The sequence below is a fragment of the Flexivirga sp. genome, assembly GCF_051955415.1.
In the GTDB taxonomy this organism is placed as follows: Bacteria; Actinomycetota; Actinomycetes; order Actinomycetales; family Dermatophilaceae; genus Flexivirga.
The window spans coordinates 95,861-112,441 of sequence record NZ_JBQCGS010000012.1; the positions used below are offsets into that span (position 1 = coordinate 95,861).

A 16,581-nucleotide genomic window follows, 5' to 3' on the forward strand; every position below is an offset into this window, starting at 1 on the left:
ACGGCACGAGCGACCCTCCGCCCATGCCGGAGGAGAGCAGGAGCTCTCCTCCGGCATGGGCGGGACGTCAGCCGAGCACCGTTGCGGCGTCGACGTATTGGAGACCGTGGGCCTGCGCCACCGGCTCACACACGACGTCTCCGGCATACGTGTTCAACCCGCGGGCCAGCGCCGGGTCGGACCGCAGCGCCGCACGCCAGCCCTGCGCTGCCAGCTTGACGACATAGGGCAGCGTGGCGTTGGTGAGCGCCCAGGTGGAGGTGTTGGGCACCGCCCCGGGCATGTTGGCGACGCAGTAGAACGTGCTGCCGTGCACCTGGAACGTCGGGTCGGAGTGGGTCGTGGGGTGGGTGTCCTCGAAACAGCCGCCCTGGTCGACGGCGATGTCGACCAGCACCGACCCGGGTTTCATGTCGGCGACCATCTCGTGGGTGACCAGCTTCGGCGCCCGGGCGCCCGGGACGAGCACCGACCCGATGACCAGGTCGGCACCCAGCACCTGCTCGCGCACGGCCATGGACGAGCTGGCGATCTGCCGCACCCGGTTGTCGTAACGCCAGAACGTCATCCGCAGCTTCTCCAGGTCGGTGTCCAGCACCGTCACGTCGGCACCCATCCCGAGGGCGATGTTGGCGGCGTTCTGGCCGGTCACACCGGCACCGAGCACGACCACCTTGGCGCTGGCGACTCCGCCGACACCGCCCATCAGCACCCCCGAACCGCCCTGCGCCTTCAACAGCGCATGAGCACCGACCTGCGGCGCCCGATCCCGCCGGCGAACAGCTCGTCGCCCACGAACGCCCGGTCGCCGAGGCGCCGGACGACGCCTCGATGGTGTGCTCCGACGAGCTGCGGGCCAGCATCGCCAAAGTGCTGCACGTCTCGTCCGTGCCGCGTGGACACGCGACTTGGGACGGCACGCTCTTCACCTGTCGGTACGACCTGTCGGCCGGCCCGCTCGTGCTGACCGTGCACCAGTCGTCGGACAAGCAGGCGGCACAGGGCTACTTCCAGCAGCGCAAACAGGCCGCCGGCGGCCGGACCATCACCGGCCTGCAGTCACTCGGCCTGCCGGCCTTCCAGGACCGGGCCGGCACTGTCGGCTTCGTCAAGGACGACTTCACGCTGCTGGTCGACGCGAGCAAGCTGTCGGGCACGCTCGGCAGCCCGGACACCAGCCAGACCGACTTCGCCTACACCGTGGCCACCGACGTGCTGGCCTGCTGGAGTCACTGAGGAATCGCTGAGGAGTCGCTGAGACGGCGCCGAGGATGGCATCGGGCCGTACCAAAGTCTCCCCAGGGTCAACAAAAGACCAGACCCGAACCCCCGGCCGTACCAAAGTCTCCCCAGGGCCGAGAAAAGATCAGACCCGAACCCCCGGCCGTACCAAAGTCTCCCCAGGGTCGAGAAAGGTCCGGTCCTGGAGCCCTCCGGCCCTCCGGCCCTCCGGCCCTCCGGGAGCGCCGGTCACGCCCTGTCGCTCAGCTGATGCCCGCGGACGGCACGACGCATCCGGTCGGCGGCCGCCTTCTCCCGCTGCGGCGCCCGGGCGAGCAGCCCCAGGTAGAGCAGGTCGACGACATACAGCTGGGCGATCCGGGAGGCGGTGCCACCGGACCGCAGCCGGGGTTCGTGCGCGACCGGGCGCAGAGTGTGCGTCGACACCCGGCTGAGCGCGGAGGTGGCGATCGCGGTGATGGCCACCACGGTGACGCCCGCCTCGACGCCGGACTGCGCGACCTCGAGGCACTCGCGGGTGTCGCCGGAGTGGCTGATGACGACGGCGACCGTGTCGGCGCCGGCGCGCGCCGTCAGCGACAGCGCCCGGTGCACATCGGTGGTCGTGGTCACCGGCACACCGACCAGGCCGAGCTTGAAGTCCAGGTCGGCGAGCACCGCGCCGGTCGCACCGACCCCGAAGCCGAGCACCTGCCGGGCGGCGCCGATCGCGTCGATGACCGACGCGGTCGCGTCGATGTCCAACTGGGCGAAGGTCAGGTCGACCGCGTCCACGTGCGCATTGCGGACCGCTCGGGCGACAGTCGCCAGGTCGGTGCTGTGCTGGACGTCCGCCAGCGACACCGCGGGCGGCTGCCTGCCTTGGGCGAGGGCGACCGCGATCAACGAGCGCAATTCGGGAAAGCTGGCGACCTCCACGCTGTGGCAGAAGCGCGATACCGCGGCGTCCGAGGTCTCCGACCGGCGGGCGAGTTCGGCGGTGGACATGTGCACGACGTCCTGCGGCTGGCGGGCGATCGTGTCGGCGATGCGCTGCAGTGCCGGACTCAGCTGGTCCCGTCGGGCGGCCACCAGGCGCAGCACGTCGGTGGTCCGAGCGAGCGGCTCGTGGTGCACGAGGACCTCCCGGATCGTGCCGTGGAGTGACGCTCCACAATGATGGCGATAGAATGAAACTCTATTACATCACTGCAGAAGGGCACCGCGAGATGCACATCGAGGTCGTGGCCGACAACGCGGCGCTGGGGCGGGTCGCCGCCGACCGGATCCTGCGCTCGTATGACGACGGCCGGCTCCAGGTCCTCGGTGTCGCGACCGGCGGCACGCCGGCCAGCACCTACCGTGAGCTGGCCGCGCGCAGCGCGGGGCGCCTGCACGACATCCGCCTCGCGGCACTGGACGAGTATGTCGGGCTGCCCGCCAACCACCCGGGCAGCTACACCACCTTCGTGCGGCAACACATCGCCGAACCGCTGGGCATCGCACCGGGACAGGTGGGCGTGCCGCGGGCCGAGGCAGCCGACCTCGCGGCCGCGGCGGCCGGCTTCGAGCAGCAGTTGCGCGACAACGGCGGCGTCGACCTGCAGATCCTCGGCATCGGCTCCAACGGTCACATCGGCTTCAACGAGCCCGGTTCGGCCGCGGATTCACGCACCCGGGCGGTCACGCTCGCCGAGCGCACCCGGCAGGACAACGCCCGCTTCTTCGACTCGGTCGACGACGTGCCTCGGGAGGCCCTGACGCAGGGCATCGGCACGATCCTGGAAGCACGCAGCATCCTGTTGCTGGCCTCCGGCGCGCGCAAGGCACAGGCGCTGGCCCGTGCCGTGGAACAGCCACCGACCGCCGACTGCCCGGCGTCGTGGCTGCAGCGGCACCCCGACGTGCTGGTCGTGGCCGACGAGGCCGCCGCGGCCGCGCTCTCCCGGCGGCCGCTGGCAGCTCGAGGCGCCTGACCGGCGGCATACCGGCGACACGCGACCCCCTCAGAAGTCGCGTGCCGACTCGCGCGGCGTGCCGTCGGCGATCCGCCCGAGATGGATGCGGCGGACCAGCCGGATGCCGGGCCGGGCCACGAAGAGGATCGAACCGACCAGGAAGAACCAGGTCGCGGTGATGGTCGTGGACTTCCAGAAGAACAGGATGCTGCCGACGACGAAGAGCACCCCGGCCAGGAAGTCGTTGGTGATCGACAGCGCCTCGTAGATGCCGCGGATCCGCAGCTCCTCGTGCCCGATCGTCAGGGTCACGTCGCGGGATCGATCCTGCGGTCGCTCGGTGTCTCGTGTCATGAACTCCAGCCTGCCTCGGTGGTGCGTCAGATCTCGCGCCGGGTTCCCGGTGCGGCGGTGTCGGGTGCGGCGTGCGGCGTGCGGTGGTGCGTGCCGCGTCACCCTGGCGGCCCGGTAGGCCGGCTCCCGCAGCCGGCGGACCCAGGCGTAGGGCGGCAGGTCCGGCAGCGCGTGCAGCACCGGGTCGAAGTCGATGTCCGGTCCGATACCCGGGCCCCAAGCTCGTCCTGCACGAGCTTGGTTTCTTCACACGACGTCAAGATTCTCGGCGTTTACCCAGCCCCGCCCGAGCGGCACTGAGGTCCTTTTGGAGGCGGCTCCGTGCCGAACCTGACCCTGGGGAGGCTTTGGTACGCCACCAGCGGCATAGCCGGTCATTTCTCGACCCTGGGGAGACTTTGGTACGCCACCAGCGGCATAGCCGGTCATTTCTCGACACTGGGGAGACTTTGGTACGCCACCAGCCGGTATACCCGTGCCGAACCTGACCCTGGGGAGAGTTTGGTACGCCACCAGCCGATATACCCGTGCCGAACCTGACCCTGGGGAGACTTTGGTACGCCACCAGCGGCATAGCCGGTCATTTCTCGACCCTGGGGAGACTTTGGTACGCCGCCAGCCGGTGTACCCGTGCCGAACCTGACCCTGGGGAGCATGGCGGCGCGCGCAGCCGACCGATCGCCACCGTGATCCCGCGCAGCAGCGAACCGGCCGCGTCCGTCGTGACATCCAGGCTTCCCATGCCCGGCGACATACCCGGCCGGCCGCCGCTCGAACTGCGGACGGGTCGCTTCCCGCCCGCGCTGCGTAGATCCGCCGCGGATGGGTAGGGGAATGACATCCCCATTTCCACGGAAGGAGCCGATGCATGACCCCAGGCGCACCACGGGGCGGGCGATCCCGCAATCAACACAAGGGATCGTCGGGAGGGAAGCGGACGCACGCTGCGCAACGCGGCCACCAGACCTGGGCGGCCAATCATCCGAGCGTGCTGCGTGATCTCGCCCTGCTGGCGGACGGCGAACGCGGTGCCGTCATCGGGCCGCAAGGCGACATCGTCTGGTTGTGCGTGCCCCGCTGGAACGACGAGCCGGTGTTCGCCAGCCTGCTCGGCGGCGCCGGTGAGTTCACCGTCACCCCGACCGACCCGTGGCACGTGTGGGGCGGCAGCTACGAGCCCGCGTCCTTGGTATGGCGCAGCCGCTGGGTCGGCCACGACGGCATGATCGACTGCGACGAGGCGCTGAACTACCCCGCCGACCTGAGCACGGCCGTGCTACTGCGCCGGGTCCGCGGAGTGACCGGCCCGGCCAAGGTGCAGGTGGTCCTGGAACCGGTCGGCGGGTTCAACGGCACCCCGGTGAAGAACTTCACGCTCGAGAACGACGTCTGGACCGGCACGGCCGGCGACCTCCACGTCCGGGTGAGCGGGCTGGCCGCTGCCACGATCGAGCGGCCCGGCCGGCTGGCCGCGGAGCTGGACATCCCGGCCGGCTCGCACCACGACATCGTGGTCGAGCTCACCCGCGACGAACTGTCCGACGATCCGCCCGAGGCGGACGAGCTGTGGACCGCGACCCGGTCGGCCTGGGACCGCGCGGTCCCCCAACTGGAGACGGTCCACTCCCGGCAGAATGTGCGCCAGTCGTATGCCGTGCTCGCCGGCCTCACCTCGGTCGACCACGGCATGGTGGCCGCCGCCACCCTGTCGCTGCCGGAGCGTGCCCGGGAGGGACGCAACTACGACTACCGCTACGCCTGGATCCGTGATCAGTGCTACGCGGGACAGGCGATCGCCGCGCTCGGGCCCTACTCACTGCTGGACTCGGCGCTGGCGTTCGTCACCGACCGCCTGCTCGAACACGGGGCGGACCTGCGGCCGGCATACACCGTCAGCGGTGAGTCGGTGCCCGACGAGCACCATGCCGGGCTGCCCGGCTATCCCGGCGGCGGCGACGTGGTCGGCAACTGGGTCAACGACCAGTTCCAGCTCGACACCCTCGGCGAGGCGCTGTCCATGTATGCCGCCGCCGCGCCGCACGGCCTGCTGCAGCCACGGCACTGGGAGGCGGTGGACACCTGCGTCGAAGTCATCGAGCAGAAGTGGGGCGAGCCGGACGCCGGCATCTGGGAGTTGGACAACGACCTCTACACCCAGTCGCGGCTGGCCTGCGTGGCCGGGCTGCGCGCGATCTCACGACACGTCGACGCCGCCGAAGCGGCACCCTGGCTGGCACTCGCCGACCGGATCCTGGCCAAGACCAGTGACACGTCATTGCATCCGACCGGCCGCTGGCAGCAGAGTCCCACCCAGGAACGCGTGGACGCCTCGCTGTTGCTGCCGACCGTGCGGGGCGGCATCGCCCCGGACGACCCGCGCAGTGTCGCCACCCGTTCGGCGGTGATGCGGGAGCTGACCCGGGACGGCCACGTCTACCGCTTCCGGCACGACCAGCGCCCGCTGGAGGAGGCCGAGGGCTCGTTCACCCTGTGCGGGCTGATCCTGGCGCTCGCCCAGGCCCAGGTCGGCGACCAGACCAAGGCCATCCACTACTTCGAACGCGCCCGGGCCTCGTGCACCAACTCCGGCCTCTACACCGAGGAGTACGACGTCCGCGAGCACCAGCTGCGCGGCAACCTGCCGCAGGCGTTCGTGCACGCGTTCTTCATCGAAGCCGCGGCGCGCCTGAGCACCCACTTCGACACCGGACCCGATTTCCACAACCCGCAGGAGCGCAGATGAACCTGACCAAGACGAACAACATCACCTCCGACACCGTGGTCGCGGTCACCGGCTCGACCGGCGGCATCGGGCGCGCCTCGGCCATCGAGTTCGCCAAGCACGGCGCGACCGTCGCGCTGCTCGCGCGGGGCGCGGCCGGGCTGCGCGGCGCCGCCGAGGAGGTCGAGCGCGCCGGCGGCAAGGCCATCGCCATACCGACCGACATGGCCGATGCCGACCAGGTCAACGGTGCGGTCGACCGGATCGAGCAGGAGGTCGGCCCCATCGACATCTGGGTGAACGACGGATTCACCTCCGTGTTCGCGCCGTTCGACCAGATCAAGCCCGAGGAGTTCCGGCGCGTCACCGAGGTCAGCTACCTGGGCTACGTCTACGCCACGATGGCGGTGCTGCCCCGGATGAAGGAGCGCGGGCACGGCACGATCGTGCACGTCGGTTCGGCGCTGGCCTACCGCGGCATACCGCTGCAGTCGGCATACTGCGGCGCCAAGCACGCGATCCAGGGCTTCCACGAGGCGTTGCGCTGCGAGCTGCTGCACGAGAACAGCCCGATCAAGGTGACCATGGTGCAGATGCCGGCCGTCAACACACCGCAGTTCTCCTGGGTGCTGTCCCGGTTGCCGCGGCACGCCCAGCCGGTGCCGCCGATCTACCAGCCGGAGGTGGCCGGGCGAGCCGTCGTGTATGCCGCACAGCACCCGGCACGCCGTGAGTACTGGGTCGGCGGGAGCACCATGGGGACGCTGGCGGCCAACGCCGTCGCGCCCGGCGTACTCGACCGCTACCTGGCCAAGACCGGCTTCAAGTCCCAGCAGACCCAGCAGCGGCGAGACCCGGACCAGCCGGTGAACCTGTGGGAGCCGGCCGACCAGGAGCGCGACTTCGGCACGCACGGCGTCTTCGACGGCAAGTCGACGGACCGGTCGGTGCAGTTGTGGGCGTCGCACCACCACGGCCTCCTCGGCGCCGCAGCGACCGGGGCCGCGATCCTCGCCGTGGGCGTCGGCCGCCGGCTCGCCCGATGAGCGGGTCCGCGCCGGTCCGGGGCCTGGAGGTCCTGCGCGCGGCATACGGCGTGGCGTTGCTGGCCGCGCCCGAGCAACTCGGCCGCGCGGTGACCGGTGAGCGGCCCAGCGCGACCGCCACCTGGGTGATCCGGGCGCTGGGCGCCCGGCACGTGCTGCAGGCCGCGGTGACCGCCCGCGCACGGCCCGGCATCACCCGGCGGCTGGCCGCCGCGGTCGACGTGCTGCACCTCGCTTCGCTCGGTCCCATCGCGCTGCTGTGCACGCCGCGCGAGCGCCGGTTGACCGGCGCGGACGCGGTCGTCGAGGCATTCTTCGCGGCGGCCGAACACCGTCACGATCGGCGCGATTGACCTCTGCGGCGCCGGGCCGACGACCGGCACCGGACCGCTTCAGCGCACCAGCAGGAAGACGGGCCACAATGACGGCATGGATGCTTTTGAGTTCGCAGCGCTCGCTCAAGAGTTGAGTCGAGCCGACGCCCCCGACCAGACCGCGGCCCAGGTCGTCGCCCATGCCTGCACGGCACTGGGCGCGACGCACGGCGGCGTCACCTTGATCCGCAGCCGGGGCCGGCTGGAGACGATCGGCGCTTCCGACGACGTGGTCGTCAAGGCCGACCAGTTGCAGTACGAGCTGGGCGAGGGGCCATGCCACGATGCCGCGTGGGAGGCCACCACGCTGGTCAGTCAGGACCTGAGCAGTGACACCCGCTGGCCCGAATGGGCGCCCCGCGTGGTGCAGTTGGGCATCAAGAGCGCGATGGGCGCCGAGCTGACCGCCGCCGACGACGGCCGGCGGCTGGGCGCGCTAAACCTCTACTGGACCGAGCCGACCGTCTTCACCGCGGACGACCTGGCCTATGCCAGCATCTTCGCCGTCCACGCCGCGGTGGCGCTGTCGGCGTCACTGCAGGATGCGCAACTGCACACGGCGCTCGACGCCCGGAAGGTGATCGGCCAGGCGGAGGGCATCCTGATGGAGCGGCACGACCTCTCGGCCGATCAGTCCTTCGAGGTGCTGCGCCGCTACTCCCAGGACCACAACATCAAGCTGCGCGAGGTGGCGCAGCAACTGGTCGACTCGCGCCGACTGCCCGAGGGCGGCGCCGCGCTCAGCACACCGATCCAGCCGGTCGACCCGGCACCGGATGCGGAGCCGGTCGCCTGAGACCGGTCAACTGATGAACGGGCGATCCGGGTGCTCCGGATCGCCGGCCGAGCCGGGCCGTTCCGGCACCCCCACGACACCGTCCTGCTGCGCGAGCAGGTCGCCACCGGTCGTCATGATGTCCAACTTGGCGTCCTGCACCCCGAAGAGCTGCTCCGCGATCATCTTGACCTGCACCGGTGGCATCGGCGTCTCCAGCCGATCGAACTCCTCGCTCAGGACCGCCGCCAGTTCGTCGACGTCCTCGTGCGCGCCGGAGGCGGCCCGGGTCAACGCGTCCAGGTAGTGCTGCAGCTGCTGGTCGTCGAGGGAGGTGACGAATCGTTCGTCGAGCACCAGGACCCGGCCGGCGGGCAGGGCGGTGGCGTCGTGCTCGGCTGCGCGGGGATCTGCGGGGGGATCGGTCTGCATCGGTTGCTCCTCGTCGTCGTGGTGTCGGGGTCTGGGTGTCAGGGTCTGGGTGTCGGGGTCTGGGTGTCGCGGCGCCGACGGGCGCCGCTCAGCGGCTGTCGGTCCGCCCGGCTCTGGCGGCCCGCACGTGTTCGTAGCGACCGAGCGCGTCGCGTCGTTCGTGGTCGTGATCCACGACCGGCGCGGGGTATCCGTGCGCGTGGCCGTCCGGGTGTTTCCACGGCGCATGCACGTCGGCGCCGGACAGGTGCCGCAACTCCGGCACCCATGCGCGCACGTAGTCGCCGTCGGGGTCGAACCGCTCCGCCTGCCGCACCGGGTTGAAGACCCGGTGGAACGGGGCGGCGTCGGTGCCGGTGCCGGCGACCCATTGCCAGCCGTGGTTGTTCGAGGCCAGGTCGCCGTCGATGAGGTGCTCCATGAAATAGCGGGCGCCCTCACCCCACCACCGGTGCAGGTCCTTGGTGAAGAAGCTCGCCGTCACCATGCGGACCCGGTTGTGCATCCACCCGGTCGCGTTGAGCTGCCGCATGCCGGCGTCCACCAGCGGTTAGCCGGTCCGGCCCTCCGGCCAGGCACGCACCAGCTCCTCGCCGTCGCCATCGGTGTCGCCATCGGTGTCGCTACCCGTGTCGCGCCGGGTGTCGGCCGGGGCGTCATACAACGGCGACATGCCGGACGTCATGTCGTGCCACGCACTTTTGGGCGCCCGCCACAGCACGTCGGCGTAGAACTCACGCCAGGCGAGCTCGGTGCGGAAGCGCTCGGCCGACCGGCTCCGGCGGCGGCCCAGGTCGTGCAGCAGGGTCCGCGGATGGATCGCACCGACCTTCAGGTGGGGCGACAGCCGGCTGGTGCCGTCGAGGTCCGGCCGGTCGCGGTCCTCGTCATACCGATCGATCGAGTCCTGCAGGAACTCTGCCCAGCGTGCCCGCGCCGCGTGCTCACCGGCGTCCGGCAGCGGCACCGGGCACTCCCGCACGGCGTGCTCCAGCAGGGCGAGCGCGTCGGGTTCGTCGGCACCGCCGATCAACTGCAGATCCTGGGGGCCGGGTGCCGGCGCGGGCCAGCCGTGCGACCGCCAGGCGCGGGAGAACGGCGTGAAAACCTTGTAGGGGCGGCCGTTCTCGCGGGTCACCAGGCCCGGGCCGACGGCGTATGGCGTGCCGGTCGCCACCATCTCGATGTCGCGTTCGTGCAGCGTCGCGGCCACCCGGTCATCGCGGCGGACCGCCCAGGGAGTGGTCTCCCGGGTGTGGTGCACGGCATACGCCTCGTGTTCTTCGCACAGGGCGGGCAAGACCGTGTCGGGCCGGCCGGCGCGCACGCACAGGCGGCCGTCGAAGGCGTCCCGGGCCGCCAGCACCGAGGCGGCGAGCCAACCGCGTCGCACCGGGCCGGCGGCTTCCCACAGCCGCGGTTCGATGACGAACACCGGCAGCACCGGACCGTCGGCCGCTGCCGCCTGCAGGGCCGGGTGGTCGCTGCGGCGCAGGTCGCGCCGTAGCCACAGCAGGCTCGTCGTCATCGGGTCCCCGGGGCCGTTGCGATCACCTGGTCGCGCACCTGCCGGAGCACCCAGCCGACCGCACATGCGGCCGTGGCGTCGAAGTGTGGGCTGCGGATCCAGATCCGCCGGTAGACATCGGTGGCCAGCGTCGTCGCGGCGGTGCGGTCGAGGGTCGCCCGGAAGACCATCGGGTAGACCCAGCCCACGGTCTCGTCGTAGAGCCGGCCGAGGGCTGCGATCTCGCCGGCGCCACAGGCGAGCAGCAGGCGGCGCAGGTCGTCGCCATAGCAAGGCCGACCCAGCGGCGCGGGCGCGGGATCGGCACGACGCAGCGGCCGCGAGGCGCTGCGTCGACGATCCGTCATACCGGCAACCTTACCCATACTTTGCTTCTTGTAAAAGGTTCTGTCGAAGGTAGAGTGAGGGCATGACCTACTCGATCGGTGAGGTCGCCGCCCTGACGGGTGTCTCCACGGTGACCTTGCGGGCCTGGGAGAGCCGCTACGGGGTCGTGCGCCCGCAGCGCACCGCGTCCTCCTACCGGCAGTACGACGATCGGGATCTGGCGGTGCTGCAGCGGATGCATGCCCTGGTCGCCTCCGGGGTGAGTCCTCGGCGAGCGGCCGCCCTGGCCACCGGTGAGGCAGCCGCCGCCCCGGCGCCGGACACCGCAACCGCGCTGCCCGCACTGCAGGACCCCACCGCCCTGGCACGCGCCGGTGCCGCGCTCGACGGCGAGGCACTGCGGCGGACCCTGGACGAGGCGTTCGCGGTCGCCTCGATCGAGACGGCGATCGACGACTGGCTGCTGCCGAGCATGTCGGAGGTCGGCCGCCGCTGGGCGAGCGGCGAACTCGACGTCGTCTCCGAGCACTTCATCAGCGCCGCGGTGATGCGCAAACTGTCGGCGCTCTTCGAAGCGACTCCGGCGCACGGTCCGCGGGTGGCCGTCGGACTGCCGAACGAGGCCCGTCATGAGCTGCCCGCGCTGGCGTTCGCGCTGCTGCTGCAACGCGCCGGCGCCCAGGTGCTGTATGTCGGCGCCGACATACCGCAGAGCTGCTGGTCCCGCCTCGTCGAGACGTGGCAGCCGCAGGCCGCGGTCCTCGGCGTCGCCGCCGACCGGGACGTCGCGCCCGCCGCCGCCGCCGTCGAGGCGCTGACAGCCGCCGGAGTCGCACCCGTCTACGTCGGCGGCCGGGCGGCACCGCAGGTCCGCGGCGCCATACCGCTGACGGTGTCGCTGCGCGAGGCGGCGCGGACGGTCGCCGCGGCGCTCGCGCATCGCGGCCGGTCGCGGCAGCCACAGCTCGCCCACTGATCCGATGACCAGCAACCCGACCAGGAGCACTGCCGATGAAGATCACCAGAAGCTTTCTCGTCCGCCCGGAGCCGCACGTGGCGCACGCGTACCTGCAGGACTTCAGCCACGCGACCGACTGGGATCCCGGCACCCAGCGGTGCGAACGCCTCGACAGCGGACCGATCACGGTGGACAGTCGCTGGCACAACGAGTCCCGCTTCCTGGGCCGCTCGGTGACGCTGACCTACGTGCTGGCCCGCAGGGACGAGCACCGCGTGGTGTTCGAGGGCTCCAACGACTCCGCCGACTCACGCGACGACATCCAGCTCGCGCCGGCCCCGGAGGGCGGCACCCGCATCACCTACACCGCCACCATCACCCTCCGCAGCCGGTGGCACGTCGTCCTCGATCCGCTGCTGAAACTGTTCATGCGACCGGTCGCGGACAAGACGGTCGACCGCATGACCACTGTGCTCAACGGTCTGCGCTGATGGCGGGGGTGGTGCGTGCGGCAGGTCCCGGCCGGCCGGCGAGCGCGGACCCCGGCCGGTCGCCCTCGGGCTGATGCCGATGGTGGAGTTCGTGAACCCGGTGCGGGAGGTGCGCTCGTTCGTGCGGGCGGCGCGTGTCGTGCCGGTGCCGCGCGACCACCGGGAGACCGACGCGGCGTTCCGGCGGCGACGGATCGTCGCGGTGGCCACCCTGGTCGTCGGTGCGGCGCTGCTCGCGGCGGCGTTGCGCATCCCGGCCGGCGATCCGTCCTTCTACCTGGCGACGGCGGCGCTGGCCGTCGCCTGGACGGTGGGCGGCCTGCTCTCGGGTCCGCTGCACCTGGGCCGCGCGCACACCCGGGCCGGATCGGACCGGGCCCGGCCGGTGGTGCAGTCGCTCGCGCTGGGTGCACTGCTGTTGGCCGTCTTCCTGGCCGGCGGCCTGCTGGTGTCGCATGTGCCGGCGTTGCGCGACCCGGTGGTGCGGTTGCTGGACCACGCCCGGCTGGGCTCGTTGCCGGCGATCGTGCTGATCACCGCGGCCAACGGGGTCGCGGAGGAGATCTACTTCCGCGGGGCGCTGTATGCCGCCGTCGGGCGGCGCCATCCGGTGCTGATCACGACCGCGGTCTACGCCCTGGCCACGGCCGGCAGCGGCATACCGTTGCTGGTGCTGGCGGCGGCCGCGCTCGGCCTGCTGACCGGGCTGCAACGCCGCGTCACCGGTGGCATCCTCGCCCCGATCATCACCCATCTGATCTGGTCGCTGGGCATGCTGCTCCTCTTACCCGTCGTCCTACCCACAGGAGGTTGAACCATGGCACTCGTGCTGGTCACCGGCGCGACCGGTTACATCGGCGGACAGCTCGTCCCCGAGCTGCTGCGGCGCGGGCACACGGTCCGCGTGCTCACCCGTCATACATCCGGACTCACCGGGCAACCGTGGTCCGGGCAGGTCGACGTGGTCGAGGGTGACGCGTCCCGGGCGGCGGACTGCCGGCGCGCGCTGGACGGCGTCGAGACGGCGTTCTACCTGCTGCACTCGATGGACGGCCGGGGCGAGTTCCGCCGGCGTGACCGGGCGATGGCGCAGACCTTCGCCGACGCCGCGGCCGACGCCGGGATCGCCCGGGTGGTCTACCTCAGCGGGCTGCACCCGGACGGTGACCTCTCGGACCATCTGGCGTCCCGGGTCGAGGTCGGGCAGGTCTTCCTGGACGGTCCGACCCCGGCCGTGGTGCTGCAGGCCGGTGTCGTGCTGGGCAACGGCTCCGCATCGTTCGACATGCTGCGGCACCTGACCGAGCGGCTGCCGGCGATGGTCGCCCCGCGCTGGGTCGACAACCGGATCCAACCGGTCGCGGTCGCCGACGTGGTGCACTACCTGGCCGGCGCGGCGGAACTTCCGGCCCGGACCAATCGCACCTTCGACATCGGCGGGCCGGAGGTGTTGACCTACGCACAGATGATGCAGCGGTATGCCGAGATCGTCGGGCTGCTGCCACGACGGATCATCAGCGTGCCGGTGCTGACGCCCCGGCTGGCCGGACTGTGGGTCGAGGTCGTCACCCCGATCTCCGCGGGGATCGCCCGGCCGCTGGTCGGCAGCCTGGTGCACGAGGCGGTCTGCCAGGAGGACGACGTGCTCGACGCGATCGGGCCACCCCCGCAAGGCCGCACCGGCTTCGCCGACGCGATCCGGGCGGCGGTCGCCGACCTCGAGCCACACCGGTGGATCCGCACGCTGGCCCGCACGTCGGCGGTCGTCGGCACGGCAGCGGTGGCCGGTTCGCTCCTGACCACACCTGATTCGCAGTGGTACCGCCGCCTGGACAAGCCCGCCTGGCAGCCGCCGCCGGCGGCGTTCCCCACCGTGTGGACGCTCCTGTACGCCACCACGGCGGTGGCCACTGCCCGCAGCAGCGCCGAGCTCGCCGAAGCGGGCCACCCGGCCCGGAGCCGGCAACTGGAGCAGGCGCTGGCGGCCAACATGGTGCTCAACGTCGGCTGGACAGCGCTGTTCTTCCGGGGTCACCGACCCTGGCCCGCCGCCGTCGAATGCGCTGTCCTGACGGCGAGTTCGGCCGACCTGGCCCGACGGGCCGGCGCCACCGGCCGGGGCAAGGCGGCCGGCATCGGGCTGTATGCCGGGTGGTGCCTCTTCGCCACCGCGCTGACCGGGTCGATCGCGCGACGCAACAGCCGGCGGTGAGTGTGCCTGCGCTCGGCGCGCCATCGAGACCGGTGGCGCCCGGTGGCGCGCGGTCGCTCAGCGGAACGAACGACTCGGCCACCAGATGCGCGGGCCGATGTCCTCGGCCACGGCGGGCACGAGCAGCGAGCGCACGAGGAAGGTGTCCAGCAGCACGCCGAACGCGACGATGAACGCGATCTGCGTCAGGAACAGGATCGGGATCACGCTCAGCGCCGCGAAGGTCGCGGCCAGCACGATGCCGGCGGAGGTGATGACTCCCCCGGTCGTGGCCAGGCCGCGGCCGATGCCCTCGCGGGTGCCGTGCCGGAGCGCCTCCTCCCGCACCCGGGTCATCAGGAAGATGTTGTAGTCGACGCCGAGTGCGACGAGGAAGACGAATCCGAACAGGGGCACGGAGGGGTCGGCACCCGGGAAATCCAGCAGGTGGTTGAAGACCAGCGCCGAGACGCCGAGGGTGGCGGCGAAGCTGAGCACCACCGAGGCCAGCAGCAACACCGGGGCGAGGATCGCGCGCAGCACCAGCATCAGCAGGATGAGTACCACGGCCAGCACGATGGGGATGATCACCGCCCGGTCCCGCTCGGCGGTGCGTTGGGTGTCCAGCTGGATGGCGCTCGATCCGCCGACCAGTGTGCCCGGTGCGACCCGGCGCACCGCGTCACGCACCGCGGTGACCGTCCGCAGTGCCGCGTCACTGTCGGCAGGGTCGGTCAGCACCGCCTGCAGCTCGACCCGGCCATCGACGATCTTGGGCCGGCTGTCGACCGGCGCCGGACGCCCCGCCGGGCCGAGCACCTGCACGGAGGACACCCCATCGACTTGGTGCACCGTGGCGGCGAGACGGTCCACGTCGTCCGCCGGCCCGATGATCTGCACGGGACTGCCGGTGCCGCCCGGAAAGTGCTCACCAGCGACCTGTTGCCCGGTCACGGACTCCGCCGGATTGAGGAAGAGCGCACTCTGCGGCACTCCGCCGGCGCGCAGTGTCGGCAGGAACGCCGCGCCGATCACCAGCAGCACGGTGGCGCGGACCCACAGCGCGCGCGGGCGGCGTCGTACCAGACCCGCGACCTTGCCCCAGACGCCGGAACGCTCCGGGTGCGGCGAGCCCAGCAGCGGCCGCTTCGGCCAGTACGCCGTCCGGCCCAGCAGCACCAGCACCGCCGGCAGGAAGGTGAGCGCGGATGCCAGCGCACACACGATGCCGATCGCCGCGACGGGACCCAGACTGCTGGTCGAATTGAGGTCGCTGACCAGCAGGCACAACAAGGCGAGGATGACCGTGCCACCCGATGCGAGAACGGGTTCGAGGGACTGGCGCAGCGCGACCCGCATCGCCGCGAACCGCGACTCCTCCTCGCGCAACTCCTCCCGGAACCGGGAGGTCAGCAACAACGCGTAGTCGGTGGCGGCGCCCACCACCAGGATCAGCAGGATGCCCTGGCTCTGACCGTTGAGGGTCAGCACGCCGTGGTCGGTCAGGACGTAGACCACACCGCTGGCCAGCGAGAGGGCGAACAACGCCGCCAGCAGCACCACGAACGGCAGGATCGGACTGCGATAGACCACCACCAGGATCACCAGCACGACGGCCACCGCGACGAGCAGCAGCACCCCGTCGATGCCGCCGAAGGCGCTACCCAGATCTGCCGCGAATCCGGCCGGACCGGTGACGTAGGCCTGCACGCCGGGTGGCAGACCGTGCTCCATCCGGTCGCGCACCTGCCCGACGACGGTGGCGGTGCGGTCGCCCAGTCGCCCGTCGAGCGGCACCACCACCTCGAGTGCCTTACCGTCCGCGGACCGGATCGGTCCGACCACTGCACCGGCGACACCGTCCAGCGATCGGACCGCCCGGGCCCGCTCGGCGACCGCCGCCGTGTCGGCGGCGGTGATGCCGGTCGTGCGCTGGTAGACGATCAGCGCCGGATCGACCTGCCGCCCCTCGAAGTTGCGGGCCAGCGCGGTGACCTGCGTGGCTTCCGCACTGGCCGGCAGGAAGGCTGCCGGGTCGTTCGTCGCGACGCTGCTCAGCTTGCCGGAGTACGGCCCGGCGACGGCGCCGACCGCCAGCCAGAGCAGCACCAGGACGGCGGGCAGCAGCCACCGGCGCCGGGTTCGTCGTGAGGAGACCATGGCGACCACTGTAGACAAACTAGCTAGTTTGTCTAGCAAAGTGT

The 16,581-nt window shown here is 71.4% G+C and carries 17 protein-coding genes and 1 pseudogene; 10 read left to right on the forward strand and 8 right to left on the reverse strand.

Annotation, left to right across the window (positions count from 1 at the left end; translation table 11 throughout):
* Positions 1 to 67: 67 nt before the first annotated feature.
* Positions 68 to 763: pseudogene (locus ACTHL4_RS02045) on the reverse strand (alanine dehydrogenase); the annotation flags it as partial.
* Between the two features lie 68 nt (positions 764 to 831).
* On the opposite strand from ACTHL4_RS02045, the gene ACTHL4_RS02050 reads away from it, so the two are divergent.
* The gene (locus ACTHL4_RS02050) at positions 832 to 1,236 is read left to right on the forward strand and encodes a hypothetical protein (RefSeq protein WP_440281064.1); all 405 of its coding nucleotides are present in this window, start codon (positions 832 to 834) and stop codon (positions 1,234 to 1,236) included.
* 234 nt (positions 1,237 to 1,470) lie between these two features.
* On the opposite strand, the gene ACTHL4_RS02055 is transcribed toward ACTHL4_RS02050, so the two are convergent.
* Entirely contained in the window at positions 1,471 to 2,358 is an 888-nt protein-coding gene (locus ACTHL4_RS02055; RefSeq protein WP_440281065.1) for a MurR/RpiR family transcriptional regulator, read from the reverse strand.
* A gap of 53 nt (positions 2,359 to 2,411) precedes the next feature.
* Here ACTHL4_RS02055 and ACTHL4_RS02060 point away from each other — a divergent pair, with 53 nt between their 5' ends.
* Positions 2,412 to 3,197 carry a glucosamine-6-phosphate deaminase gene (locus ACTHL4_RS02060; RefSeq protein ID WP_440281066.1) on the forward strand — a complete coding sequence of 262 codons (786 nt, stop codon included), beginning with the start codon at positions 2,412 to 2,414 and terminating at the stop codon, positions 3,195 to 3,197.
* A 30-nt stretch (positions 3,198 to 3,227) separates the two neighbouring features.
* On the opposite strand, the gene ACTHL4_RS02065 is transcribed toward ACTHL4_RS02060, so the two are convergent.
* Positions 3,228 to 3,713 carry a YrhK family protein gene (locus ACTHL4_RS02065; protein ID WP_440281067.1) on the reverse strand — a complete coding sequence of 162 codons (486 nt, stop codon included), beginning with the start codon at positions 3,711 to 3,713 and terminating at the stop codon, positions 3,228 to 3,230.
* Positions 3,714 to 4,521: 808 nt separating this feature from the next.
* On the opposite strand from ACTHL4_RS02065, the gene ACTHL4_RS02070 reads away from it, so the two are divergent.
* The 4 genes from ACTHL4_RS02070 (at position 4,522) to ACTHL4_RS02085 (ending at position 8,471) form a co-directional block, all read left to right on the forward strand.
* Positions 4,522 to 6,276, forward strand: coding sequence for a glycoside hydrolase family 15 protein (locus ACTHL4_RS02070; protein WP_440281068.1), 1,755 nt, complete (start codon positions 4,522 to 4,524; stop codon positions 6,274 to 6,276).
* Positions 6,273 to 7,301: an SDR family oxidoreductase gene (locus ACTHL4_RS02075; RefSeq protein WP_440281069.1), complete on the forward strand. Its 1,029-nt coding sequence runs from the start codon at positions 6,273 to 6,275 to the stop codon at positions 7,299 to 7,301. Before ACTHL4_RS02070 ends, ACTHL4_RS02075 begins: the two co-directional genes overlap by 4 nt.
* The gene (locus ACTHL4_RS02080; RefSeq protein WP_440281070.1) at positions 7,298 to 7,654 is read left to right on the forward strand and encodes a hypothetical protein; all 357 of its coding nucleotides are present in this window, start codon (positions 7,298 to 7,300) and stop codon (positions 7,652 to 7,654) included. The genes ACTHL4_RS02075 and ACTHL4_RS02080 overlap by 4 nt, the downstream gene beginning before the upstream one ends.
* Before the next feature lie 76 nt (positions 7,655 to 7,730).
* Entirely contained in the window at positions 7,731 to 8,471 is a 741-nt protein-coding gene (locus ACTHL4_RS02085) for a GAF and ANTAR domain-containing protein (RefSeq protein WP_440281071.1), read from the forward strand.
* A gap of 6 nt (positions 8,472 to 8,477) precedes the next feature.
* Here ACTHL4_RS02085 and ACTHL4_RS02090 read toward each other — a convergent pair whose 3' ends face one another.
* The 4 genes from ACTHL4_RS02090 to ACTHL4_RS02105 all read right to left on the reverse strand — a co-directional run bounded on the left by ACTHL4_RS02090 (position 8,478) and on the right by ACTHL4_RS02105 (position 10,757).
* Positions 8,478 to 8,882: a hypothetical protein gene (locus tag ACTHL4_RS02090; RefSeq protein WP_440281072.1), complete on the reverse strand. Its 405-nt coding sequence runs from the start codon at positions 8,880 to 8,882 to the stop codon at positions 8,478 to 8,480.
* An 88-nt stretch (positions 8,883 to 8,970) separates the two neighbouring features.
* The gene (locus tag ACTHL4_RS02095; RefSeq protein ID WP_440281073.1) at positions 8,971 to 9,426 is read right to left on the reverse strand and encodes an FAD-binding domain-containing protein; all 456 of its coding nucleotides are present in this window, start codon (positions 9,424 to 9,426) and stop codon (positions 8,971 to 8,973) included.
* 6 nt (positions 9,427 to 9,432) lie between these two features.
* Positions 9,433 to 10,410: a deoxyribodipyrimidine photo-lyase gene (locus ACTHL4_RS02100; RefSeq protein WP_440281074.1), complete on the reverse strand. Its 978-nt coding sequence runs from the start codon at positions 10,408 to 10,410 to the stop codon at positions 9,433 to 9,435.
* Positions 10,407 to 10,757, reverse strand: a complete 351-nt coding sequence (locus ACTHL4_RS02105) for a hypothetical protein (protein ID WP_440281075.1) — start codon at positions 10,755 to 10,757, stop codon at positions 10,407 to 10,409. The genes ACTHL4_RS02100 and ACTHL4_RS02105 overlap by 4 nt, the downstream gene beginning before the upstream one ends.
* 62 nt (positions 10,758 to 10,819) lie before the next feature.
* On the opposite strand from ACTHL4_RS02105, the gene ACTHL4_RS02110 reads away from it, so the two are divergent.
* The 4 genes from ACTHL4_RS02110 to ACTHL4_RS02125 all read left to right on the forward strand — a co-directional run bounded on the left by ACTHL4_RS02110 (position 10,820) and on the right by ACTHL4_RS02125 (position 14,398).
* Positions 10,820 to 11,713: a MerR family transcriptional regulator gene (locus ACTHL4_RS02110; protein WP_440281076.1), complete on the forward strand. Its 894-nt coding sequence runs from the start codon at positions 10,820 to 10,822 to the stop codon at positions 11,711 to 11,713.
* Between the two features lie 35 nt (positions 11,714 to 11,748).
* Positions 11,749 to 12,186: an SRPBCC family protein gene (locus ACTHL4_RS02115; protein WP_440281077.1), complete on the forward strand. Its 438-nt coding sequence runs from the start codon at positions 11,749 to 11,751 to the stop codon at positions 12,184 to 12,186.
* A gap of 79 nt (positions 12,187 to 12,265) precedes the next feature.
* Positions 12,266 to 13,000: a CPBP family intramembrane glutamic endopeptidase gene (locus ACTHL4_RS02120; RefSeq protein WP_440281078.1), complete on the forward strand. Its 735-nt coding sequence runs from the start codon at positions 12,266 to 12,268 to the stop codon at positions 12,998 to 13,000.
* Positions 13,001 to 13,003: 3 nt separating this feature from the next.
* Complete coding sequence (locus tag ACTHL4_RS02125; protein ID WP_440281079.1) at positions 13,004 to 14,398, forward strand: tryptophan-rich sensory protein; 1,395 nt, start codon at positions 13,004 to 13,006, stop codon at positions 14,396 to 14,398.
* 57 nt (positions 14,399 to 14,455) lie between these two features.
* On the opposite strand, the gene ACTHL4_RS02130 is transcribed toward ACTHL4_RS02125, so the two are convergent.
* Positions 14,456 to 16,537, reverse strand: a complete 2,082-nt coding sequence (locus tag ACTHL4_RS02130) for an MMPL family transporter (RefSeq protein WP_440281080.1) — start codon at positions 16,535 to 16,537, stop codon at positions 14,456 to 14,458.
* Positions 16,538 to 16,581 lie beyond the last annotated feature (44 nt).